Here is a 24,598-nt window from a genome sequence, read left to right on the forward strand (position 1 = left end):
AACATGGGAGGAGCTGATCTTTTCAGAACGGGATGGCCGGACACGCCCGGCCACGACCGGAGAGAGCAACAACTCCGGTGAGAATTGCGGGAAGCAGACGGCTTCACCGCCCCCAGGTGCGCTCGAGAACGTTGATCCAGTTCTCGTAGCACAGTTTGCGCAGGGTCGCCTCGTCATAGCCGTGCCTGCGCATCGCCTCGACGAGGCGTGGCAAGCCGCGCACGTCGCCGATCTCGGCGGGAATGGTCGCGCCGTCGAAGTCGGAGCCGAGGCCGACGCCATCGACGCCCACGTGTTCGATGAGATGGTCCATGTGGCGGATCATCTCCTCGAGCGGCGTGTCGTCGCTGCGCTGGCCGTCTGGGCGGATGAACGAGGTCGCAAAGTTCACGCCGACCATGCCGCGGCTCTCGCGGATGGCAGCGAGCTGCTTGTCGGTCAGGTTGCGCGAGTGCGGGCACACCGCGTGGGCGTTCGAATGCGTGGCCACGAGAGGCGCATCCGACAGCCGGGCGACATCCCAGAAACCCTTCTCGTTGAGGTGGGAGAGGTCGACCATGATCTTGAGGCGGTTGCAGGCCCTCACGAGTTCGCGTCCACGCTCGGTCAGGCCGGGGCCCGTGTCCGGGGTGGAGGGATAGCGGAACGGCACGCCGTGTCCGAAGATGTTCGGGCGGCTCCAGACCGGGCCGATGGAGCGCAGACCGCTTTCGTAGAGCACGTCGAGCATGGCGAGATCGGGGTCGATGCCTTCCGCGCCTTCGATATGCAGGATCGCGGCGAGCTTGCCGTTGTCCAGACAGTAACGGATATCGGCCGCCGAGCGGCAGATCTTCACCTCGCCCTTGGAGGCGCGCTCGATGCGGATGAGGATCGAGGCCATCTGCACCGTCACCCGCTGACTGGGGCCGAGATCCAGGACGGGCGGCAGCGGCACGTCGTATTCCGAACGGGTCATGAGCGTATCGACATCGACGCCCAATTCCTCGGAGGGCACGTAGACGGCGAAGAACCCGCCGAAGAATCCGCCCTGCCTCATGCGCGGCCAATCGAGGTGCCCGATATTGTCACCCTCCAGGAAAGCCTTTTCGGGCTGAAGCCGGCCGCGCATGAGGCGCAGGAGAACGTCGTTGTGGCCATCGAAGACAGGCATCAGGGAAGGGCGGGACATGGTTCGAACGATCCTACGAAATGAAAGCGTCTCAGACGATGGGGGCGTGGGCCGGCTGCGAGGGGTGGCGCGTGAAGCCCTGACTCGCCTGGATCAGGGACTGGGTATATTCGCTCATGGCCTTGCCGGAGCGTAGCGCATTCGACGCCGTTTCCTCCACGGCCTCGCCGTGCCGCATGACGAGCAGGCGCTCGCACAAATGCGCGACCACGGCGAGATCATGGCTGACCAGAATATAGGTGAGGCCCATGCGGCGGCGCAGGTCGTCCAGAAGGTTCAGGATCTCCGCCTGCACGGAGGCATCGAGAGCCGATGTGGGTTCGTCGAGGAGAAGAACCTTCGGGCGCAGGATGAGGGCGCGCGCGATGGCGATGCGCTGACGCTGGCCGCCCGAGAGCTGGTGCGGATAGCGGAAGCGGAACGAGGGGCCGAGGCCCACTTCCTTCAGCGCTTGAAGAATGCGCGTCTCCGCGTCCTTCTCTCCATGAATGGCGAGCGGCTCCGAGAGCGTGCGGTCCACCGTATGGCGCGGATGGAGCGACGCATAGGGGTCCTGGAAGACCATCTGCACCGTGCGATAGAAGTCCCTGCTGCGCGGTGTGGTCACTTCCTTGCCGTCCACGCGCACATTCCCGCCCGTGATCGGCGCGAGGCCGCAGATGGCGCGCAGCACCGTCGATTTGCCGGAGCCGGACTCGCCCACGAGGCCGTAGGACTCGCCTGCATCGACGGAAAAGCTCACGTTCTTGACCGCCTCGACCCTGAGGCGGCCCGTGCCGAAGACGACGTTGAGGTTCTGAATATCGAGCATGATCAGAGCGCCCAGGAGGGATCGCGGTTCAAGGTCGGGAGCGGACGGACATCGTCGGCCAAGGTCGGCAGGCAGCGCATGAGTCCTTGCGTGTAGGGATGCTTCGCCTCGCGCAGGTTCCTGGCTTCCAGCTCCTCCACCACGCGGCCCGCATACATCACGAGCACGCGGTCGCAGAACGAGGAGACGAGCTTCAGGTCATGGGAGATGAAGATGAGGCCCATGCCGCGCTCGGCGACGAGCTCGTCGAGGATGCGGAGCACTTCCATGGATACCGTCACGTCGAGCGCGGAGGTCGGCTCGTCGGCGATGAGCAGGTCCGGGTCGGTGACGAGCATCATGGCGATCATGGCGCGCTGGCCCATGCCGCCCGAGACTTCGTGCGGATAGAGCGAGAAGACGCGGCCGGGATCGCGCATCTTCACCGCTTCGAGCATGGCCAACGCCTTGTCACGGGCTTCCGCGCGGCTCGCCCTGGCATGCGCCCGGTAGGCTTCGATGATCTGCTCGCCGATGGTCATGACCGGGTTCAGCGAGTATTTCGGGTCCTGCATCACCATGCTGATGCGCCCGCCGCGCAAATGGCGCAGCGTACGCTTCGAGGCGGTCTGAAGGTCGATTCCATCGAAGGCGAGGCGCTTGGCCGTCACCTCGCCGGGAGGTGGCGTGAGCCCGAGGATGGCGCGGCCCGTCTGCGACTTGCCCGAACCGGATTCGCCGACGATGCCGAGCCGCTCGCGGCCAAGCTGGAACGACACGCCGCGCACCGCCTCGACAATGCCCGTGCGCAGGTGAAAGCGGACGCGGAGGTCGTCGACTTCGAGAAGCGGCTTGGTCATTTGGCGGCCTTCGGATCGAGAACGTCGCGCAGGCCGTCGCCCAGCAGGTTGAAGCCCAGGCTCACCACGAAGATCGCAAGACCGGGCATGGCGGCGACCCACCATTGATCGATGAGATAGTTGCGGCCCGTTGCGATCATCGCGCCCCATTCCGGTGACGGCGGCTGCGCGCCGAGGCCGAGGAAGCCGAGGCCCGCGGCGGTGAGGATGATGCCTGCCATGTCGAGGGTCACGCGCACGATGACGGAGGAGATGCACAACGGCATCACATGGCCGAGAATGATGCGCGGGGTGGACGCGCCCTGGAGCTTCACGGCCGCGATGAAGTCGCTGTTGCGGATCATCAGCGTTTCAGCACGGGCAATGCGCGCATAGGGAGGCCATGAGGTGATCGCGATCGCGATGACGGCATTCTCGATACCAGGACCCAGGGCCGCCACGAAGGCGAGGGCGAGGACCAGACGCGGGAAGGCGAGGAAGATGTCCGTGATGCGCATGAGCACCGTATCGACCCAGCCGCCGAGATAGCCGGAGATGGTGCCCACGATCAGCCCGATGGGTGTCGCGATGATCGACACCAGCACGACGACGAACAAGGTGATGCGCGAGCCGTAGACGATGCGCGAGAAGATGTCGCGCGCCTGGTCGTCCGTGCCGAGCCAGTAGGTTTCGCTCGGCGGCAGCAGGCGCTGCGTGCGCAGGTCTCCGCCGACGATGGGCGAATAGGGTGCGATCAAATCCGCGAAGATCGCGACGATGATCAGCAGCAGGATGATCCCGAGACCCAGCACCGCGAGGGGATTGCGGCTGAACGAACGCCAGCCGAGATAGAGGCGGCCGAGACGGGCCTGCCATCGGGAATGCGGTTCCGGCGACAAAAGCCACGCTCGCAGGCCGGTGGGTTGTGAAAGGGTAGGGGAGCCAGCCATCAGCGGGTCCTCGGATCAAGCAGGCGGTAGAGCAGGTCGGAGACGAGATTGAGCAGCACGAAGGCCGCGCCGATCACGAGGGTTCCGCCGAGCACGGCGTTCATGTCGGCGTTCTGCAGGGAATTGGTGATGTACTGGCCGAGCCCGGGCCATGCGAAGACGGTTTCGGTGAGAACTGAACCCTCGAGCAGGTTGGCATAGGACAGCGCGATCACGGTCACGAGCGGCACGGCGGCATTGCGCAGGGCATGGCGCCAGATCACGCGCATTTCCGACAATCCCTTCACGCGCGCCGCAATCACGTATTCCTGCGCCAGCTCGTTGAGCATGAAGGAGCGCGTCATGCGGCTGATATAGGCAAGGGAGAAATAGCCGAGCAGGCAGGCCGGCAGGATGATGTGCGACACCGCATCCCAGAAGGCATCCCATTGCCCCTGCATGGCGGTATCGATCAGCACGATGCCTGTCACGGGCGTGTAGAGATAGGAATAGGTCACGTCGATGCGTCCGGGCCCTGCGACCCAGCCGAGCTTGGCGTAAAAGAGCAGCAGGCCCATCAGGCCGAGCCAGAAAATCGGAATCGAGTAGCCGGCGAGCCCGATGAAACGCACCACCTGATCGATCAGGCTGCCGCGCTTCACGGCGGCGAGAACGCCAAGGGGAATGCCTATGATCGAGCCGATGAGGGTGCCGAGCGTCGCAAGCTCGAAGGTTGCGGGGAACGTATTGGCGATATCGGTCATCACGGGATTGGTGGTGAGAACCGAGTTGCCGAAATCGCCGGTGACGGCCTTCTTCAGATAGACCCAGAACTGCTGGATGAGGGGCAGATCCAGGCCGAGCTCCTCTCGGACGCGGGCGTAGACCTGCGGAGGCGCGCGGTCGCCGACGATGGCGAGGACCGGGTCGACGGGAACGATGCGGCCGATGAAGAAGGTGACGGCAACAAGCCCGAGGAGGGTCGTCGCCAGCACGAGGACGAATTGAGCGGTCTTTGTAAGATAGAAGCGGAGGGCGCTGTGCCCTCCGCCTCCATTCGCGATTGATGATGCCATCGAAAGTTTAGTTCTTCTTGGCCTGTGCCACGCTGTTGGTGTCGAAGGACGGTCCCATGACGAAACCATCGACGTTCTTGCGCTCCGCAGCGACTTCGATTTTCTGCAGGAACACCACGAACGGGCCGTCGTCCAGGACGGCCTGCTGAAGCTCCTTGTACATCTGCGCGCGCTTCTCGGCATCGCGCTCCATCACGGCGGCGCGGGTCTTGGCGGTCAGCGGGCCCGGATCCCACGAGTTGCGCCATGCGAGCGGCTTGGACTTCGCATTATCCGAGTTGTCGTCGTTCGCCGCGAAGGTGTCGGCGTTGGAGTTCGGGTCCTGATAGTCCGAGCCCCATTCGCCGATATAGATGTCGTGCTGGCGGGCGCGGTACTTGGTCAGGGTCTGCTTGTTGTCGCCGGGAATGAGTTCCAGCTTCACGCCGGCCTGGGCGAAGGTCGACTGGATCGCCTGGGCGATGCCGGTGGTCTCGGGCCGGGAGGTCGTGTCCATCGTCACGCTGAAGCCGTCCTTCAGGCCGGCCTGGGCCAGGAGTTCCTTCGCCTTGGCGACGTCGAGCTTGTAGGGGGTGTCGTTGATCGCGCCCAGATAACCCCTGGGCAGGAACGCCTGATGGACCTCGCCCTTGCTCTTCATGATGGTGTCGGCGATGGCCGCATAATCGACGAGATACTTCAAGGCCTTGCGGACCTCGGGCTTGGCGAGGTTCGGGTTCTTCTGGTTGAGGCCGAGATACCAGACCGTTCCCTTGGGGGCGGAATCGACCTTGATGTCCGGGTTCTTGGACACGGCCGCGATCTCTTCCGGGTTCAGGTTGCGGGCGATGTCGACGTCGCCCTTCTCGAGCAGGAGGCGCTGCGTCGCGGTCTCCTTGATGTGGCGGTAGATCACGCGGGCGAGAGGCGCCTTCTTCTCGAAGTTCGGGTTGCGCTCCAGAACGACGACTTCGTTCGCCTTCCAGTCGCGGATCGTGAACGGGCCCGACCCGGCATAATGCGTCTTGAGCCAGTTGTAGCCCAGGTCGCCGTCCTTCTCGTTCTGCGTCACGAGCTTCTTGTCGACGACGGATGCAACGGTCGAGGTCAGGCAGTAGAGAACGAAGGTCGGAGCATAGGGCTTATCGACTTCGATCGTGAGCTCGTAGGGACCGGTCTGCTTGATCTTGTCCTTCACGTTGTTCTTGTCGAAGCCGAACTGGCCGAGAATGAAGGCCGGCGACTTGTCGAGAATGACCGCGCGCTGAAGCGAGAACACCACGTCCTCGGCGGTCAGCGGATTGCCGGAGGCGAACTTCTTGTTCTGGCGGATCTTGAAGGTATAGGTCTTGCCGTCGTCGGAGACGGTCCAGGACTCCGCCACCTCGCCGTAGATCTTGGAGACGTCCTTGACGTCGTAGTTGATCAGGCGCTCGTAGGTGTTGCCGGCGATCTCGGAGCTGCTGAACTCGAAGATCTCAGCCGGGTCGAGCGAAATGATGTCGTCGATCTGCCAGGCATGGACCAGGGTGTCCGGGGGCGTGGCCGCCTGGACGGCATTGAACGAGGTCGCCATCGTGGCGATCATCGCGGCGGATAGGAGGAATTTCGGTAGTCTTTTCATGGGCCAGTTCCCTTGCGCGCGGGGTGCGCTCCTGTGCGACCGTATGAATGCAAATCACATAGACGCTGTCGAGTCCAGGGACCGGTTTTAAGCTGGCAAACATTGCGCGACGTGCTTAAGGCATAGGCAGCCCTGGTGCGGCTTTGCCTCCGCCGCCGACCTGTGGCAAAGGCTTAACCGAACTTGCAGCCGGGTGAAACACAGTGTCTGAAGAAGCCAAGAAGTCTGGAGCCAACACCATGTGGGGCGGACGGTTCTCGTCCTCCCCGAGCGCGCTCATGGAGGCCATCAACGCCTCGATCGATTTCGACAAGCGCCTCTATGCCCAGGACATCCAGGGCTCCATCGCCCACAGCGCCATGCTGGCCCGGCAGGGCATCATCGCCGAGAGCGACCGGGACGCCATTCACCAGGGCCTGCAGCAGGTTCTGGGCGAGATCGAGGCCGGGAGCTTCACTTTCTCGACGGCGCTGGAAGACATTCACATGAACGTCGAGAGCCGCCTGCGCGACATCGTCGGCGACCCGGCGGCGCGCCTGCACACGGCCCGCAGCCGCAACGACCAGGTGGCCACCGACACCCGCCTCTGGGTGCGCGAGGCCCACGACCGGACGGACGAGCAGCTCACCCGTCTCATCACGGCGCTGCTCGACAAGGCCGAGGCTCATGTGGCCACCGTGATGCCGGGCTTCACGCATCTGCAGAGCGCCCAGCCGGTGACGTTCGGGCACCATCTCATGGCCTATGTGGAAATGTTCGGCCGCGACCGCAGCCGCTTCCGCGATTCCCGCAGGCGCCTCAACGAATGCCCGCTCGGCGCGGGCGCGCTGGCCGGCACGTCCTTCCCCATCGACCGGCACATGACCGCCCAGGCGCTGGGCTTCGACGGGCCGACCCGCAACTCCCTCGACACGGTATCCGATCGTGACAGCCTGCTGGAATTCATGGCGGCCGCCTCCATCTGCGCCATGCACCTCTCGCGTCTGGCGGAAGAGATCATCATCTGGATGTCGGCCCCTTTCGGCTTCGTGAAGCTCCCCGACCGCTGGACCACCGGCTCCAGCATGATGCCGCAGAAGCGCAATCCCGACGCGGCGGAGCTCGTGCGCGGCAAGACCGGCCGCGTGATCGGCTCCCTGGTCTCGCTGCTCACCGTCATGAAGGGCCTGCCGCTCGCCTATGCCAAGGATACCCAGGAGGACAAGGAGCCGCTCTTCGACGCGGCCGATACCCTCGAAATCGTGCTCGCCGCCACCACGGGCATGATCCAGGACCTGGAGCCCGTGCCGGAGCGCATGGCGGCGGTGGCGGGAGCCGGGTTCTCCACGGCGACGGATCTGGCCGATTGGCTCGTGCGCAGCCTCAACATCCCGTTCCGCGATGCCCATCATGTGACGGGCCGTATCGTCTCGGAGGCGGAGAGCCGCGGCTGCAGCCTCGAGGAGCTGCCGCTGGAGGTCATGCAGGCCGTGGAGCCGCGCATCCACAAGGGCATCTACGACGTGCTGGGGGTCGAGAATTCCGTGCGCTCCCGCACGAGCTTCGGCGGCACCTCGCCCGTCCGGGTGGCCGAGCAGGTCGCCTGGTGGCGCGGTCAGGTCTGAGCGGGATCTAGCGCCTGCGGCCTCTGACCGCCCAGGCGCGGGCCGTCAGAGGGATGCTGCCGTCCGGTCGCGTGGGGAGCGTCCCGCGCAGCCGCTCGCGAAGGGCGGCGCGGTCTTCCTCGCTCAGGCTCATACAATAGGCGGGCGCCGGGGATTGCCCTCCCAAGAACGGGGTCCAATAATCGTCGAAATCGCGGAAGACGGTCGGCACATCGATGGCGCGAACCTCGATGCCGGCGAGCCCCACCGTCTCCAGAAGCCGGTGGAGCGGCTCCGGCTGACAGAAGGCCGCGTGCCAGATGTCCTGGAGATCCCGTGCGTGCGGGTCCAGGTCCGCCGCCGCATCCCAGAACCGGCGCATCATCTCCATCCCGCCCGTGTAGTCCCAGACATAGAGCGCCACTTCCCCGCCCGGCCGGACCACGCGCGCCATCTCGGCTGCGGCGCGCTCCTTGTCGGGAACGAAGTTCAGCACGAGGCCGGAGACGATCCGGTCGAATTCCGAGGCGGCGAAGGGCAGACTCTGCGCATCGCCCGGCCGCAATTCGACGGCTTTGCCCGCCAGGCGGCGACGGGCGACCTCGAGAAACCCTTCGGACGGGTCGATCCCGGCCAGGCGTTCGGGCGCGCATCGTTCGGCGATCGCGCCCGTGAGGACGCCCGTGCCGCAGCCCACATCGAGCCATTCCAGGCCGGAGGGCGCGTTCAACCAGTCGAGGAATTCCGGGGCCACCAGACGGCTCCAGCGTCCGACATAGGATTCGTAGAGATCCCCGCTGGCCCAGCGGGGCTGAAGGTTCCCGGCCATGCCATCGCTCCCGTGAGGCGATGCGCGATCATACGCCAGGCCCGGATGGCGACAGACAACTCTTGCGGGGTACGGAACAGGGCGCGTTTACCCTGTCCGGGTTCCCCTCCGGTGAGGCGTGGCCTGGGTCTTGATCGGGCCGGCAACCATATCCATATTGCCGTCAGCGGCTCAACCAAGGGCCGTGTGAGTGCCGCATGAGCGGGCTCACGATCAACCGAAGTGCCTCTCAACCTTGGGCTTCGAACATGTCGCGTCAGTCGCCGTTTGGGCATCCGTTTCTGTTGGGCTTCGACGAGATCGAGCAGGCGCTCGACCGGGTCGCGAAAGCAGCCGGGGACGGCTATCCGCCCTACAACATCGAGCGCTTGCCCCGTACGGAGCATGCTCCGGAGCGTCTGCGCATCACCCTGGCTGTCGCTGGTTTCACCCAGGACCAGCTCGAGGTGACCCTGGAGGAGAACCAACTCGTCATCCGGGGACGTCAGTCCGACGACAAGACCAGGCACTTCCTTCATCGCGGCATTGCCGCCCGTCAGTTTCAGCGCACCTTCCTTCTTGTCGACGGCATGGAGGTTCTGGGCGCCGATCTGTCCAATGGCCTGTTGTCGATCGATCTCGTCCGGCCCGAGCCGGAGCGGATCATCCGCAAGATCAGCATCAGCGCTTCGGACAAGGTGTGACGGCAGGGCCGCATCAAGGAGATGGCCATGAACCACAACATCAACACTCCAGCCGGTCGGCCTTTGGAAGTGGCTGAGCTGGCGACCCTTGGCCTCGGCGAGATGGCCTATGTCAAGCCGCTGCGTTCCGACGAGGTGGCGCGCCTGTTCCCGCAGGCTCCCAAGCTCCAGCCGGGTATGGAGCTCTTCGCGCTCCTGTCCGCCAGCGGCCAGCCCATCCTGCTGACCGACAGCCGCGATGCGGCGGTGGCCAATGCCTGGGCCCACGATCTCACCACGGTGAGCCTGCATTAGCGATCGTCCTGAGCGCGGGCCGGAGGGCCGGCCCGCCCAAGCTCAGCTTTTCACGCAATCGCCTCGATGGCTCCGATCAGGCGCTCCAGGTCCTCGTCCCGGGACAGGCGGTGGTCTCCGTCGTTGATGAGCGTGAGCGAGACGCTGTCTCCCGGCAGGTGCTCCACCAGTTCCAGCGCGTGCTCCCACGGCACGTCCGGGTCCTCCATGCCCTGGAGGATATGGACGGGGCAGCCGGTCTGGATGGGCTTGCCCAGGAGAAGGTGGCGGCGTCCGTCTTCGATCAGCCTCTTCGTGATGGGGTAGGGCTCTTCCGAATACGCGGACGGGCGGTAATAGACGCCGGTCTCCTCGAGTGTGCGCCTCAGCTCGTCCGGAAAACGGTCCCACATCAGCTTTTCGGTCATGTCGGTGGCGGGCGCGATGAGGACGATTCCGGCGGGCGCGAGGGCCGGGCGGCCGTCCCTCAGATGGCGCGCGGCGAGAAGGGAGATCCAGCCCCCCATGGAGGACCCGACGAGAATGGGGCGCTCCTCGAGGAACCGTTCCATGACGGCAAGCGCCTCCTCCAGCCATCGGGAAATGGTGCCCTTCTCGAAATCGCCGCCCGACTCGCCGTGGCCGCTGTAATCGAAGCGCAGGAAGGCGCGGCCCTTGCGCTCGGCCCAGGAATCGATGGCGCTCGCCTTCGTGGCGCGCATGTCGGACTTGAAGCCGCCGATCCAGACCACCGGCGGCCCCTTGCCCTCCCGATGGAGCACGGCGATCCGGCGTTCGTCGGAACCCGACCCGACTGTGACGCTTTGCTGCATGGTTAACCTGTCCTCAACTGCTTTGAAGCAAGGGTTTGAAGCGATTCTGTCATTTCTTTCGAGAAGGCTCTTACATCGGTGAGTTTTTCAGCGCGACCCGGCGGAGGAGCATCTTTCCCGTCGTCCCATATTCATCCCCTCGCTGGCCGGACCGTCCTGCAGGTCATTCCGGAGCTTGAGGCCGGCGGGGCGGAGCGCACCACCGTGGACATCGCCGAAGGCCTCGTCCATGCGGGCGCCCGGGCGCTGGTGGCGACCGAGGGCGGGCGGCTCGTGGGTGAGCTCCAGGCCAAGGGCGGCGTCTGGATTCCGTTCCCGGCGGCGTCGAAGAACCCCTTTTCCATGCTGCTCAACGTGCGCAGGCTCGCCGGGATCTGCCACAGGGAAGGGGTGTCGCTCGTCCATGCCCGCTCCCGGGCTCCGGCCTGGGTGGCCCTGGGCGCGGCGCGCAGCCTCAACATTCCGTTCGTGACCACCTATCACGGCAGCTATTCCGGCCGCTCCTCGGTGAAGGTGCTCTACAACTCGGTCATGGCCCGGGGCGACGTGGTCATCGCGAACTCGCAGTACACGAGCAACCTGATCCGTTCTCACTACCCCCAGGCCGCCGACCGGATCGGCGTGATCTACCGGGGAACGGACTTTCTGAGGTTTTCCCCCTCCGCGGTGGCGCCCGAGCGAATCGAGGCCTTGAGAACGGCCTGGGACGTGGCGCCCCACGAACGGGTGGTGCTTCTCGCCGCCCGGCTGACCGGCTGGAAGGGTCAGAAGGTTCTCGTCGAGGCGGCCGCCAAGCTGCGCGACAAGGGCGTGACGGATGTGGCCTATATCCTGGCGGGCGATCCCCAGGGGCGGGAATCCTACGTGAAGGAACTGGACAGCCTGATCGCGGCCAGGAAGCTCAAGAAGATCGTGCGCCGGGTCGGACATTGCACCGATATGCCGGCGGCTTTCCTGGCGGCGGCCGTGGTGACCGTGCCCTCGACGGAGCCCGAGGCCTTCGGCCGCTCGGCGGTGGAGGCGCAGGCCATGGGCACGCCGGTGGTGGTCTCCGACCTCGGAGCCGTGCCGGAGACGGTGCTCGCGCCGCCCGCCGTTCCGCCGCAGGAGCGCACGGGCTGGCGGGTTCCGGCCGGCGATGCCGATGCTCTCGCGGAAGCGGTCGGGGCCGCCCTGAGCCTGGGCGCCAGCGCAAGAATCGCCCTGGGCACCCGGGCGAGAGCCCATGTGGAGCGCCACTTCTCGCTCGAACGCATGGTTTCGAGCACCCTCAATGTGTATTCCGCGCTTCTGGAGAGCTGGTCAGCCCACAGAACAAGTTGACTTCCCGCCATTTTGCGCGAAATGTCAGTTCATTCTCGGCAACGTTGAGCATGCTGCAGAGGCTTTTGATCAAAGGTCTCCACCCCTCGACTGAGCCCTCAAACAGGAGATAAGAGCCATTCGTCGTCCCATGAGACCCCTGCCGGTGCCGCAGAAAGAAGGACCGCGCGCCAACCGAGACATTCGCGGTGTTCGCGAAGTACAGCTGATCGATGATGCCGGGCAGAACCGGGGCGTGATGCCCTTCTTCGATGCCCTGCGGATTGCCGAGGATGCTGGGCTCGACCTCGTAGAGATCTCGCCGAACGCGACTCCTCCTGTCTGCAAGATCCTCGATTACGGCAAATTCCGCTTCCTCGAGCAGAAGAAGGCCGCCGAGGCGCGCAAGAAGCAGAAGACCGTCGAGGTCAAGGAAATCAAGTTGCGCCCGGGCATCGACGATCACGATTACGACGTCAAGATGAAGGCCATGAAGAGCTTCTTCGAGGAAGGCAACAAGGTGAAGATCACCCTGCGCTTCCGCGGCCGCGAGATGGCGCACCAGGATCTGGGCCTCAAAGTGCTCGATCGCGTGAAGGCCGATGTGGGCGATCTCGCCAAGGTCGAGCAGGAGCCCAACTTCGAGGGCCGCCAGGTCGTGATGGTGCTGGCGCCCCGTTAAGGGATTCCGGTTGCAGGCGAAAATCATGGCCGTCGGAACCCCGGCGGCCATTGCCTTTTCGGGCGGCTTCTGCCATAAGCCGCCCTTCATCGAACCGCCCGGCCGTTAGGGCTGCCGTGGCGGTTCGTTTTGCTCACAGCAGCAATGAATGGGCTGAAAGGGCGGTTCAAGCCGCTCCGGACGCCTGACCAAAGGAGAGCCAAATGCCCAAGCTGAAGACGAAATCGGGCGCGAAGAAGCGCTTCAAGATCACTGGCACCGGCAAGGTCGTTTACGCCCAGGCCGGCAAGCGCCACGGGATGATCAAGCGGAGCAACAAGCAGATCCGCAACCTGCGCGGCACCACGACGCTGTTCGAGGGCGACGCCTACAACGTGAAGAAGTACTTCCTGCCGAACGGCTAAGGCGGTCTTCCACTCATCCCGGATTTTGAAGGAGTTTACCCATGGCCCGCGTCAAACGGGGCGTTACCGCCCACGCCAAGCACAAGAAGGTTTTCAAGGCCGCCAAAGGTTTCTACGGCCGCCGCAAGAACACCATCCGCATCGCCAAGCAGGCGGTCGAGAAGAGCATGCAATATGCTACTCGCGACCGTCGCAACAAGAAGCGCACCTTCCGCGCTCTCTGGATCCAGCGCCTCAACGCTGCGGTCCGCCTGCATGGCCTGACCTATTCCCGATTTATCGACGGTCTCGGCAAGGCTGGGATCGAGGTCGATCGCAAGGTCCTGTCCGAGCTGGCCATCCACGAGCCGGCGGCTTTCGCCGCCTACGTGGAGCGCGCCAAGGCCGCCCTGCCTCAGCAGGCCGCTTAATCGGATAGACCAGCTTTCGGTGCGGCTGGCTCGTTCAGCCGCACCGCCTTACTCCCCCTTCTCCGAGACCATCCGCGCTGACGGCTGATCGCTGTCGGTTGCGACCACGCGGCTCGGACGACTTCACGGTTCCCGCGCCGCGCCTCACTTGAAGCGCTTAGCATCTGGCTAGGGACCGATGACCGATCTCAACCAACTCGAACGTGACCTGCTTTCCCAGGTCGAAGCCGCCGGCGACGAAGCGGCCCTGGAATCCGTGCGCGTGTCCGCCCTCGGCAAGAAGGGCTCCGTGTCTGATCTCCTGAAAACCCTCGGCGCGATGACGCCGGAGGAGCGCAAGGAGCGCGGCCCCCTCATCAACGGCCTGCGCGACAAGGTGCAGGGCGCGATCGCCGCCAAGAAGGAGACCCTTGCCGAGGCGGCGCTCGAGGCCCGTCTTGCCGCCGAGCGCATCGACGTGACGCTGCCCGTGCCGGAAGCGCCGGAAGCCCGCGGCCGCATCCACCCGATCAGCCAGGTGATCGAGGAGCTGACGGCGATCTTCGCCGATATGGGCTTCTCCGTGGCCGAGGGGCCGGATATCGAGACGGATTATCTCAACTTCACGGCGCTCAACTTCCCCGAAGGCCATCCGGCCCGCGAGATGCACGACACCTTCTTCCTCGCCCCCGACGAGAAGGGCGAGCGCAAGGTGCTGCGCACCCACACCTCGCCCGTGCAGGTGCGCACGATGACCTCGAAGGCGCCGCCGATCCGGGTGATCATTCCCGGCCGCACCTATCGGCACGACTCGGACCAGACCCACACGCCGATGTTCCATCAGGTGGAAGGCCTCGTCATCGACAAGTCGGCCAACATCGCGCACATGAAGTGGATCCTCGAGGAGTTCTGCAAGGCCTTCTTCGAGGTCGAGCGGGTGAAGATGCGCTTCCGCCCGTCCTTCTTCCCCTTCACCGAGCCGTCGGCGGAAGTCGACATTCAGTGCTCGCGAAAAGGTGGCGAGATCCGCTTCGGCGAGGGCAACGACTGGCTCGAGATCCTCGGCTGCGGCATGGTGCACCCGAACGTGCTGCGGAACTGCGGCCTCGATCCCGATGAGGTCCAGGGCTTTGCCTGGGGCATGGGCATCGACCGCATCGCCATGCTGAAATACGGCATGCCGGATCTGCGACCCTTCTTCGAGGCCGATATGCGCTGGCTGAACCATTACGGCTTCCGCCCGCTCGACATTCCGTCCCTCGTCAGTGGGCTGACGAGCTAAGAAGGATCGTCCATGCGGCACCTCCCGATCATTCTTGCAGGATCGCTGCTCGTTCTCCCCGGCGCACAGGCACGTGAGCGTAGGATCGACGTCCCCGTCATTGTTGGGGGAGACCGTAACTTCGATGCGTGCTCGTCGGTGGGGCAGATCGTCGGCCTTGATCCGAAAGGTGACGGCTTCCTGTCGGTTCGCAGCGGGCCTGGCGGCAAGCCGTATCGCGAGATTGATCGGCTCTACAATGGCAACCAGGTGTTCATCTGCGGCGACAAGGGACCCTGGCTTGCCGTTGTGTATGGAGCATCCTCCGATGGTACCTGCGGCGTCAGTACGCCATGGACTATCCGCCAGCCCTATACAGGCCCCTGTAATGCCGGCTGGATCCATTCCCGTTACGTCCGGGTCATTGCCGGATAGCTGAACAAGCCTTTCAAGGCGCACGAGATTAGCGATGAAATTCACTCTCTCCTGGCTCAAGGATCACCTCGACACCACGGCCTCTCTCGACGAGATCGTCGAGACGCTCACGCGCATCGGCCTCGAGGTCGAAGGCGTCGAGGACAAGGCGAAGACGCTGGCGCCCTACATGATCGCCCATGTGATCTCCGCCGAGCAGCATCCGAATGCCGATAGGCTTCGCGTGTGCATGGTCGATACCGGCGAAGGCCGCCCGATCCAGGTCGTCTGCGGCGCGCCGAACGCCCGCACCGGCATGAAGAGCGTGTTCGCGCCTCCGGGCACCTACATCCCGGGCAAGAACATCACGCTCGGCGTCGGCACCATTCGCGGCGTCGAGAGCGCGGGCATGCTGTGCTCGGCGGCCGAGCTCGAAATCTCCGACGATCACGACGGCATCATCGAGCTGCCGGAGACTGCACCGGTCGGCACCGCCTACGCCGCCTATGCCGGCCTCGACGATCCGGTGATCGAGATCAACCTCACGCCGAACCGTCCCGACTGCACCTCGATCTTCGGCATCGCCCGCGATCTCGCGGCCGCCGGTCTCGGCACGCTGAAGGGCGGCGACGTTCCTTCCGTTGCCGGCAAGGGTGCGTGCCCCGTGTCGGTGACCCTCGACCTCTCGCCCGAGGATGCGAAACTCTGCCCCGCCTTCGCGCTGCGCCTCGTGCGCGGCGTGAAGAACGGCCCGTCGCCGGAATGGATGCAGCGCCGCCTGCTCGCCATCGGCCTTCGCCCGATCAACGCGCTCGTGGACATCACCAATTACGTGACCTTCGACCGGGGCCGTCCTCTGCACGTGTTCGATCTCAAGAAGGTGAAGGGGAACCTCACCGTTCGGCGCGCCCGGGACGGCGAGGAGGTGCTGGCGCTCGACGGGCGTACCTACACGCTCGATTCCGGCACCGTGGTGATCGCCGACGAGAGCGGCGTCGAATCCATCGCCGGCATCATGGGCGGCGAGCATTCCGGTTCGGACGAGGGCACCACCGACGTGCTGATTGAATCCGCGCTCTGGGATCCGCTGAACATCGCGCAGTCGGGCCGAAAGCTCGGGATCATCACTGACGCCCGCTACCGCTTCGAACGTGGTGTCGATCCGGCCTTCACGGTGCCCGGTCTCGATCTCGCGACGAAGATGGTCATCGACCTCTGCGGCGGTGAGCCGACCGAGGCCGTCGTTGCTGGCCAGGTGCCCGACACCGCGCGCGTCATCGCATTCCCATGGTCGGAAGTGCCGCGCCTGTCGGGGCTCGACGTGAAACCCGCCGAGTCCGAAGAGATCCTGAAGAAGCTCGGCTTCCGGGTCGAAGGCTCGGGCGAGCGCGTGAACGTCACGCCCCCGTCCTGGCGCCCGGACATCGAGGGCAAGGCGGATCTCGTCGAGGAGGTGATCCGCATCGCCGGCGTCGACCGCATCGAGCCGCAGCCGCTGCCGCGCCTCGAGGCCGCCGTCGCCAAGCCGATCCTCACGCTGATCCAGAAGCGCACCCGTCTCGCGCGCCGGGCGCTTGCCGTGCGCGGGTTGGTGGAGGCCATCACGTGGTCCTTCATCTCCCGCCAGGAGGCCGAGCTCTTCGGCGGCGGCGATGCGCGCCTGGCGCTCGCCAACCCGATCGCGGCGGAGCTCTCCGACATGCGTCCGAGCCTGCTGCCGGGTCTGCTCAAGGCCGCCCAGCGCAACGCGGATCGGGGCTTCGGCGATGTGGCGCTCTTCGAGGTCGGCCAGACCTTCGCGTCGGACGAGCCCGAAGGCCAGTCGATCAAGGCGGCCGCCGTGCGGCGCGGCACGGCGCGCGCGGAAGGCGTCGGGCGTCATTGGGACGGTGGTGCCCAGAACGTCGATGCCTTCGACGCCAAGGCGGACGTGCTGGCCCTGCTCGCGGCGCTCGGCATTCCGGCCGGCGGTCTTCAGATCGTCGCCGGCGGCCCGGCCTGGTTCCATCCGGGCCGCTCGGGCACGCTCCAGTTCGGCCCGAAGAACGTGGTCGGCGCCTTCGGCGAGGTCCACCCGAAGATCCTGAAGGCTCTCGACCTGAAGGGTCCGATGGTGGCCTTCGAGCTCAATCTCGATGCGCTCGTGCCCCCGAAGGCGAAGCCCACCAAGATGAAGCCGAAGCTGAGCCTGCCCGATTTCCAGCCGCTCACCCGCGACTTCGCCTTCGTGGTCGGCCGCAGCGTGGCGGCGGCCGACATCGTGAAGGCGGCTCAAGGAGCCGAGCGTCAGCTCATCGTGGGAGTCGACGTGTTCGACGTGTACGAGGGCACCGGCATCGACCCGGACAAGAAGTCCGTGGCCATTGCCGTCACCCTGCAGCCCACCGAAAAGACGCTGACCGACGTGGAGATCGAGGCCGTCTCGGCCAAGATCGTCGCCGAGGTTTCCAAGAAGACCGGCGCGGTGCTGCGGTCCTGATCCCGATCCGTCATGCCCGGCCCTGTGCCGGGCATTCGCGTCCTCAGGAACGGCGTGGGGCCGGGACGTGGATCACAGGGCCGGGTCCGCTGATGGCGCAGATCTGGTTCCGCTGAGCGGGTTCGTCTCGTCCCACCCGTAGCGGATCGTATCGAAGCGCATGGAGCGCGCGTCGACCATCAGGAGACGCCCCACGAGGCTCTCCCCGAAGCCGACGATCTCGCGGATCACCTCCATGGCCATCAGGCTCCCCATCACGCCCGCCAGGGCTCCGAGCACACCGGCCTCGGCGCAGGTCGGGATGGAGCCCGGCGGGGGCGGGGAGGGGAACAGGCAGCGATAGGTCGGGTTCGGCCTCCCGTCGGGGCCGGTTTCATGGGCCCGGATCGTCGTCAGCGAGCCGTCGAACTGGCCCAGCGCCGCCGTGACCAAAGGTTTCCGCTCGAAGAAGCAGGCATCCGACACCGCATAGCGGGTGTCGAAATTGTCCGTGCCGTCGGCGACGATGTCATAGGGGCGCACGAGTTCGCGGGCATTCCCGGGGGTCACCTGCACGGCACTCGGTTCCGTCGCCACGTGGGGGTTCAGCCGCAGGATGGCCCGGGCCGCGCTCTCCACCTTCAGGGAGCCGACATCCGGGGTTCCATGGACGACCTGCCGCTGCAGGTTGGAGAGGGACACCGTGTCGTGATCCACGAGGCCGATGGTGCCGACGCCCGCTGCCGCAAGGTACTGGATCAGCGGAGCACCCAGGCCCCCGGCGCCGACGACGAGCACGCGGGCACCCTTGAGCTTCGCCTGTCCCGGCCCGCCCACGTCCCTCAGGACCAGGTGGCGGGCATAGCGGTCGATTTCATCGGATGTCAGGGGCATAGGGGCAACCTTAACGCCAAGGCTTCGCCGATCAACCTTTCCGTGAGGGGCAGTAACGTCATGGCTTGACAGAGACCTTGGCGTCGTGACCCTTCCCGTGCCATCGTCAACGGGCAACCGGACACTAAAAATCCGGCGACAGACAGGGAACAATGCCGATGACAGTAACCAAGTTCGGCCTCGCGCTCGCGGGCCTCGCCTTCTCCGCTTCGGCTGCCTTCGCGCAGCAGGCGGATTTCAAGCCCGCCATCGTCTACGATCTGGGCGGCAAGTTCGACAAATCCTTCAACGAGGGCGTCCATATGGGCGCCGAGAATTTCAAGAAGGACACGGGCGTCGAATACCGCGACTTCGAGCCTCAGAACGATGCTCAGCGCGAGCAGGCGCTGCGCCGCTTCGCTCGGGACGGCTATTCGCCGATCGTGGCGGTCGGCTTCAGCCAGGAGACGGCCTTGAAGAAGGTTGCCGAGGAATTCCCGAACATCAAGTTCGCCATCATCGACGCCGTGATCGACAAGCCGAACGTGCAGTCCGTCGTGTTCAAGGAGCATGAGGGCTCGTTCCTGGTGGGCCTTCTCGCCGCCAAGGCCTCGAAGACCGGCAAGGTCGGTTTCGTGGGCGGCATGGACATCCCGCTCATCCGCAAGTTCGCCTGCGGCTATGTCCAGGGCGTCAAATACGCCAGCAAGGATGCCGAGGTGTTCCAGAACATGACCGGCACCACGGGTGCGGCCTGGAACGATCCGGTGAAGGGCGGCGAACTCGCCAAGGGCCAGATCAGCCGCGGCGCAGACGTGATCTACCATGCGGCCGGCGGCACCGGCGTGGGCGTGCTGCGCGCGGCCGCCGACGCGGGCAAGCTCGGCATCGGGGTCGATTCCAACCAGAACAACCTGCATCCGGGCAAGGTGCTGACCTCCATGGTCAAGCGCGTGGACGTGGCCACCTACAACGCCTTCGACCAGGCCAAGAAGGGCACCTTCAAGGCCGGCATGCAGGCTCTCGGCCTCGCCGAGGACGGCGTGGCCTGGGCTCTCGACGACCACAACAAGTCGCTGATCACGGACGACATGAAGGCCGCCGCCGACAAGGCCGCCGCCGACATCAAGTCGGGCGCCATCAAGGTCCACGACTACATGTCGGATTCCAAGTGCCCGATGTAAGCTGAGGCTCCGATCCGGCCGCAGGCTCTCTGACAGGAGGCCTGCGGCCGTATCCGTTTTTAGGTTCGTGCGTTTTCCGATAAGATCCGCCCGCTTTTCCTCGCCGGACAACCCGAGAGGCCGATGTCCCCCGCCATTGAACTCATCGCCATCAACAAGAGCTTCGGCACCGTTCATGCCAACAGGGACGTGAACCTCCGCGTCGAGCGCGGCACCATCCACGGCATCGTCGGGGAGAACGGCGCCGGCAAGTCGACCCTCATGTCGATCCTCTACGGCTTCTACGAAGCCGATTCCGGCGAGATCCGCGTGAATGGCGCGCCTGTCCGGATCCGCTCCTCCAACGATGCGATCCAGGCGGGCATCGGCATGGTTCACCAGCATTTCATGCTGGTCGAGCCGCTCACCGTGGTCGAGAACGTCATGCTCGGCGCCGAGGGCGGCGCCATGCTGCGCGCAGGCGAGGCCAAGGTTCGCAAGGAACTCGCGCGGCTGGCGCAGGATTACGGCCTCGATATCGATGTGGACGCCACCGTCGGGGATCTCTCCGTCGGTCTCCAGCAGCGCGTCGAGATCTTGAAAGCCCTCTATCGCGGCGCCGATATCCTCATTCTCGACGAGCCGACGGCCGTGCTCACGCCTGCCGAGGCGGATGCCCTGTTCGAACTGCTCCGCTCGCTGAAAGCACAGGGCAAGACCGTCATTCTCATCACCCACAAGCTGCGGGAGATCATGGCGGTCACGGATCGCGTCTCCGTCATGCGGCGCGGCGAGATGGTGGCGACGGTCGAGACGGCGGACACCTCGCCGCCGGAACTCGCGGAGCTGATGGTGGGGCGCCGCGTGCTGCTGCGCGTGGAGAAAACCGCCAGGGCGCCCGGCGCGCCCGTGCTCGACGTGCGAAACCTTTCCGTCGTGGATACGCGCGGCGTGCGGCGCGTGGCCGATGCCACGTTCACCGTCCATGCGGGCGAGATCGTGGGCGTCGCCGGCGTAGCGGGCAACGGGCAGAGCGAACTGCTCGAAGCGATTGCCGGAATGCGTCCGCTCTCGCTCGGCTCCATCCGCCTCGGGGGGCGCGACATCCCATTGTCCCAGCACAATCCGCACCGCATGCGCGAGCTTGGCCTTCTCCATGTGCCGGAGGATCGCCTGCGCATGGGGCTCGTTCCGGCTTTTTCGGCGTTCGAGAGCGCGATCCTCGGATTCAGCGACGAGCCGCATCTCGGCCCCGGACCGCTTCTCGATCACGACCGCCTCATCGCGGATTTGGCGAAGAAGATGGAGCAATACGACGTGCGCCCGCCCGCGCCGCGCCTGAAGACGTCGAACTTCTCCGGCGGCAATCAGCAGAAGATCGTGCTGGCGCGCGAGATCGAACGCAACCCGAAAGTGCTGCTCGTCGGGCAGCCGACGCGCGGCGTGGATATCGGCGCCATCGAGTTCATCCACCGCCGCCTCATCGGCCTGCGCGATGCGGGCGTGGGCATCCTTCTGGTGTCGGTGGAACTCGACGAGATCATGCATCTCTCCGACCGCATCCTCACCATGTGCGGCGGCAGGATCACGGGCGAGCGCAAGCCCGACGAGACGAGCGAGCAGGATCTGGGCCTGCTCATGGCCGGCGTCACCGACGAGGCCGCCTGATGCAGCCGCGATCGTCGCTCGTCACCTTGAGCTTCTCGGGCTATGACGCGGATCCCGACAGGCACCCGTGGGAGCCGGCCCGGAAACCCTTCCTCCCTCTCGACGAACAGGGTGACCTGTTCCTGACGGACCATCCGACGTGAGCGCTCCCATCGAAATGCCCAAATGGGCCGACACGATTCTCGTGCCCGCCATCTCCGTCGTGGCAGCCTTTCTGATCGCCGGACTCGTGGTGCTCAGCATCGGCGAGAACCCGCTGACGGCGACCCGCTACCTGCTGCAGGGAAGCCTCGGCACGGGCGAGGGGCTCGGCTTCACCCTGTTCTACGCCACCGACTTCATCTTCGTGGGGCTCGCGGTCGCGGTGGCCTACCACGCGGGCCTGTTCAACATCGGCGGTGAAGGACAAGCCACGCTGGCGGGGCTGGGGATCGCGCTTGCGCTCAACAATCTCACCTTCCTGCCGGGCTTCCTGCTCATTCCCGTCGGCATATTGGCCGCCGCCGCATTCGGGGCCGCATGGGCCGCGGTGCCGGGCTATCTGCAGGCCAAGCGCGGCAGTCACATCGTGATCACCACGATCATGTTCAACTGGCTCGCCAGCGTGCTGATCGTCTATCTGCTCGTGAACGTCCTGCGCGAGCCGCAATCCATGAACCCGGAAACCCGCGCCTTCCCCGAGGCCTCCCATATCCCGTTCATGCACGAGGTGTTCGCCTGGTTCGGCATCGCGATTCCGTCCTCGCAGCTCAACCTCACGCTGATCCTGGCGCTGGTCTCCGCGTATCTCATCTGGCTTCTCATCTACCGCTCGCGCCTCGGCTATGCGATCCGGGTGGTCGGGTCCAACCCCGCGGCCGCGGTCTATGCGGGCATTTCGCCGGCGCGCATCACCGTCATCGCCATGGTGCTGTCGGGCGCTCTCGCCGGCGGGCTCGCGGTCAACGAGCTCATGGGCTACCAGCACCGCCTGCTCCTGGAATTCACCTCCGGCTACGGTTTCGTGGGCATCGCCGTCGCGCTCATGGGCCGCGCGCATCCGGTGGGGATCATCCTTGCGTCGCTCCTGTTCGGCATTCTCTATCAGGGCGGCGCGGAGCTGGCCTTCGAGCAGCCCAACATCACCCGCGACATGGTGGTGGTGATCGGCGGCATCATCATTCTGTTCGCGGGCGCGCTGGACGGCCTCTTCCGGCGGCTCGTCGCGCATCTGCTGTCGCGTCCCAAACTGGCCGGAGCGTGAGCATGGATCTCGGCATCATCGCAACCGTCCTCGATTCGGCGCTGCGTCTCTCCATTCCGCTGCTCGCCGCCTGCCTGGCGGGCCTCTGGTCGGAACGCTCGGGCGTGGTGGACATCGGCCTCGAGGGCAAGATGCTCGTCTCTGCCTTTGCGGCCGCGGCTGCCGCTTACGCCTTCGGCTCCGCCTGGATCGGCCTGGCCTCCGGGATCATCGCATCCGTGGCGTTCGGCCTCGTTCACGGCTTTGCTTCCATCAGCCAGCGCGGCAACCAGATCGTGTCGGGCGTCGCCATCAACATGCTGGCGGCGGGACTGACCGCCATCGTGGGCAATGCGTGGTACGGGCAGGGCGGACGCACGCCTCCCCTGGAAGGCGTGCAGCGGTTCGACGGCATTCTCCTCGGCCACTCGGCTCTGGTGTACATCGTGCTGCTCGCGGTGCCGCTCACCTGGTTCGTGCTCGGCCGCACGCGCTTCGGCCTGCGTCTGCGGGCCGTGGGCGAAAACCCGGCCGCGGTCGATACCGCCGGAATCTCGGTGACGGGCCTGCGCTACGCGGCCGTGATCATCGGCGGGATCCTCTGCGGAATCGGCGGCACCTATCTCTCGGTCGGCCAGGCGGCGGGCTTCCTGCCGAACATGACGGCGGGACGCGGCTTCATCGCGCTCGCGGCCCTCATCTTCGCCAAATGGCGGGCATGGCCGGCGCTCGGGGCCTGCTTCCTATTCGGTCTGCTCGATGCCATCGCCAATCAGCTGCAGGGGCTCTTCATCCCGGGCATCGGCGAGGTTCCGGTGCAGGCCATACAGGCATTGCCCTATCTGATGACGGTCATCCTGCTCGCGGGCGTCATCGGCAAGGCCATTCCACCGCGCGCGGCTGGCGTGCCCTACGTGAAGGAGCGCTGACATGTCTTCTCTCGAAACTCTCTTCGAGGCCGCCAGGGCTGTTCAGGCGAAAGCCTATGTGCCCTATTCGCGCTTCAAGGTGGGGGCCGCCATCGCCACGCCGGAGGGTCGCGTGTTCACCGGATGCAATGTGGAGAATGCCGCCTATCCGGTCGGGTCCTGCGCGGAGGCCGGCGCGATCTCCGCGATGATCGCGGGCGGTGCAAGCCGCATCGGCGAGATCGTGGTGATGGGGGAGGGCGAGCATCTCGTGACACCCTGCGGCGGGTGCCGTCAGCGCATCCGCGAATTCGCCGCGCCCGATGTCAGGATCCATATCGCGGGCCCGGAGGGCATCCGCAGGAGCTTTACCCTGGATGAGCTGTTGCCCTTCTCGTTCGGGCCCGACAATCTGACCGACAGATAAGAGGCGATCATGCAGCAGAACGCTCAACAGGCGGCCGAGTTCGTGCGCGCCCGCGGCTTCGACGGCCGCTTCGATGCCGCCTTCGTGCTCGGCACGGGTCTGGGCACCCTGGTCGACGAGGTGAAGGACGCGGTGAGCTTGGCCTATGCGGACATTCCGCATTTTCCGACAAGCGGCGTCTCCGGACATGCGGGCAAGCTCGTTGCCGGTCAGCTCGAAGGAAAGCGCGTCCTCCTGTTCCAGGGCCGCGCGCATTATTACGAAACCGGCGATGCGGGCGCCATGCGGCTTCCCGTGGCCTTCGTGAGGGAGCTCGGCATTCCGGTGCTGGTTGCCACCAATGCGGCAGGTTCCGTGCGCGCCTCGATCCGCCCCGGCAGCCTGGTCGCCATCAGCGATCACCTCAATCTCTCCGGCGCAAACCCGCTCCTCCGCGATCATACGGAAGGTCGCTTCGTCTCGTTGACCGACGCCTACGATCCTGAACTGCGCGAGGTTCTGCAGCGGGCCGCGAAGATAAGCGGAATCGATCTGCCGGAGGGCGTCTACGCCTGGCTGTCCGGCCCGAGCTTCGAGACGCCTGCCGAGATCAGAATGGTGCAGATTCTCGGCGGCGATCTCGTCGGCATGTCGACCGTGCCGGAGGTGATTCTCGCGCGGTATTACGGCCTGCGTGTCGCCGCGATCTCGGTCGTCACCAATCTGGCGGCGGGCATCGAGGGGGCCTCGCCCTCGCACCAGGAAACCAAGGATACGGCGGCGGAAGCCTCCGAGAAGTTCAAGCGTCTCATCCGTTCCTTCGTTGCGGAGCTTTAAGA

At 65.5% G+C, this 24,598-nt stretch carries 26 protein-coding genes; 17 read left to right on the forward strand and 9 right to left on the reverse strand.

Going from position 1 to position 24,598, the window contains the following annotated elements; translation table 11 throughout:
- Positions 1–103: 103 nt before the first annotated feature.
- The 6 genes from E4K09_RS11260 to E4K09_RS11285 are packed head-to-tail and all read right to left on the reverse strand — an operon-like array spanning position 104 to position 6,408.
- Positions 104–1,171, reverse strand: coding sequence for a dipeptidase (locus E4K09_RS11260; RefSeq protein WP_134496980.1), 1,068 nt, complete (start codon positions 1,169–1,171; stop codon positions 104–106).
- A gap of 31 nt (positions 1,172–1,202) precedes the next feature.
- Positions 1,203–1,982: an ABC transporter ATP-binding protein gene (locus tag E4K09_RS11265; RefSeq protein WP_134496982.1), complete on the reverse strand. Its 780-nt coding sequence runs from the start codon at positions 1,980–1,982 to the stop codon at positions 1,203–1,205.
- A 2-nt stretch (positions 1,983–1,984) separates the two neighbouring features.
- Positions 1,985–2,821, reverse strand: coding sequence for an ABC transporter ATP-binding protein (locus E4K09_RS11270; protein WP_134496984.1), 837 nt, complete (start codon positions 2,819–2,821; stop codon positions 1,985–1,987).
- Positions 2,818–3,750, reverse strand: a complete 933-nt coding sequence (nikC, locus tag E4K09_RS11275; RefSeq protein ID WP_134496986.1) for a nickel transporter permease — start codon at positions 3,748–3,750, stop codon at positions 2,818–2,820. The genes E4K09_RS11270 and nikC overlap by 4 nt, the downstream gene beginning before the upstream one ends.
- Positions 3,750–4,805, reverse strand: coding sequence for an ABC transporter permease (locus E4K09_RS11280; RefSeq protein WP_134496988.1), 1,056 nt, complete (start codon positions 4,803–4,805; stop codon positions 3,750–3,752). Before E4K09_RS11280 ends, nikC begins: the two co-directional genes overlap by 1 nt.
- Positions 4,806–4,812: 7 nt before the next feature.
- Positions 4,813–6,408, reverse strand: coding sequence for an ABC transporter substrate-binding protein (locus tag E4K09_RS11285; RefSeq protein WP_134496990.1), 1,596 nt, complete (start codon positions 6,406–6,408; stop codon positions 4,813–4,815).
- 203 nt (positions 6,409–6,611) lie between these two features.
- Between E4K09_RS11285 and argH the strand changes: the two genes are divergently transcribed.
- A complete protein-coding gene (argH, locus tag E4K09_RS11290; RefSeq protein WP_425293839.1) occupies positions 6,612–8,012 on the forward strand; it encodes an argininosuccinate lyase in 1,401 nt (466 codons plus the stop codon).
- Positions 8,013–8,019: 7 nt separating this feature from the next.
- Here argH and E4K09_RS11295 read toward each other — a convergent pair whose 3' ends face one another.
- Positions 8,020–8,820 (reverse strand): class I SAM-dependent methyltransferase, encoded by an 801-nt coding sequence (locus tag E4K09_RS11295; RefSeq protein ID WP_134496992.1) that lies wholly within the window; start codon positions 8,818–8,820, stop codon positions 8,020–8,022.
- A 248-nt stretch (positions 8,821–9,068) separates the two neighbouring features.
- On the opposite strand from E4K09_RS11295, the gene E4K09_RS11300 reads away from it, so the two are divergent.
- A complete protein-coding gene (locus tag E4K09_RS11300) occupies positions 9,069–9,503 on the forward strand; it encodes an Hsp20 family protein (RefSeq protein WP_134496994.1) in 435 nt (144 codons plus the stop codon).
- Between the two features lie 27 nt (positions 9,504–9,530).
- The gene (locus tag E4K09_RS11305; protein WP_134496996.1) at positions 9,531–9,797 is read left to right on the forward strand and encodes a BQ00720 family protein; all 267 of its coding nucleotides are present in this window, start codon (positions 9,531–9,533) and stop codon (positions 9,795–9,797) included.
- A gap of 50 nt (positions 9,798–9,847) precedes the next feature.
- Here the strand turns inward: E4K09_RS11305 and E4K09_RS11310 are convergent, their stop codons facing one another.
- Positions 9,848–10,609 (reverse strand): alpha/beta hydrolase, encoded by a 762-nt coding sequence (locus E4K09_RS11310; RefSeq protein ID WP_134496998.1) that lies wholly within the window; start codon positions 10,607–10,609, stop codon positions 9,848–9,850.
- Between the two features lie 78 nt (positions 10,610–10,687).
- Here E4K09_RS11310 and E4K09_RS11315 point away from each other — a divergent pair, with 78 nt between their 5' ends.
- The 7 genes from E4K09_RS11315 (at position 10,688) to pheT (ending at position 17,540) form a co-directional block, all read left to right on the forward strand.
- Positions 10,688–11,932 carry a glycosyltransferase family 4 protein gene (locus tag E4K09_RS11315; protein ID WP_134497000.1) on the forward strand — a complete coding sequence of 415 codons (1,245 nt, stop codon included), beginning with the start codon at positions 10,688–10,690 and terminating at the stop codon, positions 11,930–11,932.
- A 130-nt stretch (positions 11,933–12,062) separates the two neighbouring features.
- Positions 12,063–12,593 (forward strand): translation initiation factor IF-3, encoded by a 531-nt coding sequence (gene infC / locus E4K09_RS11320; protein ID WP_134497002.1) that lies wholly within the window; start codon positions 12,063–12,065, stop codon positions 12,591–12,593.
- Positions 12,594–12,796: 203 nt separating this feature from the next.
- Positions 12,797–12,997 carry a 50S ribosomal protein L35 gene (rpmI, locus tag E4K09_RS11325; RefSeq protein WP_047187697.1) on the forward strand — a complete coding sequence of 67 codons (201 nt, stop codon included), beginning with the start codon at positions 12,797–12,799 and terminating at the stop codon, positions 12,995–12,997.
- 41 nt (positions 12,998–13,038) lie between these two features.
- Positions 13,039–13,407 (forward strand): 50S ribosomal protein L20, encoded by a 369-nt coding sequence (gene rplT, locus E4K09_RS11330; RefSeq protein ID WP_047187696.1) that lies wholly within the window; start codon positions 13,039–13,041, stop codon positions 13,405–13,407.
- 178 nt (positions 13,408–13,585) lie between these two features.
- Entirely contained in the window at positions 13,586–14,668 is a 1,083-nt protein-coding gene (pheS, locus tag E4K09_RS11335; protein ID WP_134497004.1) for a phenylalanine--tRNA ligase subunit alpha, read from the forward strand.
- Positions 14,669–14,680: 12 nt separating this feature from the next.
- Positions 14,681–15,082 (forward strand): integron, encoded by a 402-nt coding sequence (locus E4K09_RS11340; RefSeq protein WP_244610451.1) that lies wholly within the window; start codon positions 14,681–14,683, stop codon positions 15,080–15,082.
- Positions 15,083–15,116: 34 nt separating this feature from the next.
- A complete protein-coding gene (gene pheT / locus E4K09_RS11345; protein ID WP_134497006.1) occupies positions 15,117–17,540 on the forward strand; it encodes a phenylalanine--tRNA ligase subunit beta in 2,424 nt (807 codons plus the stop codon).
- 72 nt (positions 17,541–17,612) lie between these two features.
- On the opposite strand, the gene E4K09_RS11350 is transcribed toward pheT, so the two are convergent.
- Positions 17,613–18,413 (reverse strand): HesA/MoeB/ThiF family protein, encoded by an 801-nt coding sequence (locus E4K09_RS11350; protein ID WP_134497008.1) that lies wholly within the window; start codon positions 18,411–18,413, stop codon positions 17,613–17,615.
- 158 nt (positions 18,414–18,571) lie between these two features.
- Between E4K09_RS11350 and E4K09_RS11355 the strand changes: the two genes are divergently transcribed.
- From E4K09_RS11355 to E4K09_RS11380, 7 genes are all read left to right on the forward strand, one after another.
- Positions 18,572–19,576 (forward strand): BMP family lipoprotein, encoded by a 1,005-nt coding sequence (locus tag E4K09_RS11355; RefSeq protein ID WP_134497010.1) that lies wholly within the window; start codon positions 18,572–18,574, stop codon positions 19,574–19,576.
- A 123-nt stretch (positions 19,577–19,699) separates the two neighbouring features.
- Entirely contained in the window at positions 19,700–21,223 is a 1,524-nt protein-coding gene (locus E4K09_RS11360; RefSeq protein ID WP_134497012.1) for an ABC transporter ATP-binding protein, read from the forward strand.
- Complete coding sequence (locus E4K09_RS29005) at positions 21,223–21,366, forward strand: hypothetical protein (protein WP_166802268.1); 144 nt, start codon at positions 21,223–21,225, stop codon at positions 21,364–21,366. Before E4K09_RS11360 ends, E4K09_RS29005 begins: the two co-directional genes overlap by 1 nt.
- A 14-nt stretch (positions 21,367–21,380) precedes the next feature.
- Positions 21,381–22,466, forward strand: a complete 1,086-nt coding sequence (locus tag E4K09_RS11365) for an ABC transporter permease (protein WP_204985718.1) — start codon at positions 21,381–21,383, stop codon at positions 22,464–22,466.
- A 2-nt stretch (positions 22,467–22,468) separates the two neighbouring features.
- A complete protein-coding gene (locus E4K09_RS11370) occupies positions 22,469–23,374 on the forward strand; it encodes an ABC transporter permease (protein ID WP_134497016.1) in 906 nt (301 codons plus the stop codon).
- Between the two features lies 1 nt (position 23,375).
- Complete coding sequence (locus E4K09_RS11375) at positions 23,376–23,780, forward strand: cytidine deaminase (protein WP_134497018.1); 405 nt, start codon at positions 23,376–23,378, stop codon at positions 23,778–23,780.
- A 9-nt stretch (positions 23,781–23,789) separates the two neighbouring features.
- Entirely contained in the window at positions 23,790–24,596 is an 807-nt protein-coding gene (locus E4K09_RS11380; RefSeq protein ID WP_134497020.1) for a purine-nucleoside phosphorylase, read from the forward strand.
- The last annotated feature ends 2 nt before the right edge of the window (positions 24,597–24,598 follow it).

The organism is Microvirga pakistanensis (genome assembly GCF_004458765.1).
Lineage (GTDB): Bacteria > Pseudomonadota > Alphaproteobacteria > Rhizobiales > Beijerinckiaceae > Microvirga > Microvirga pakistanensis.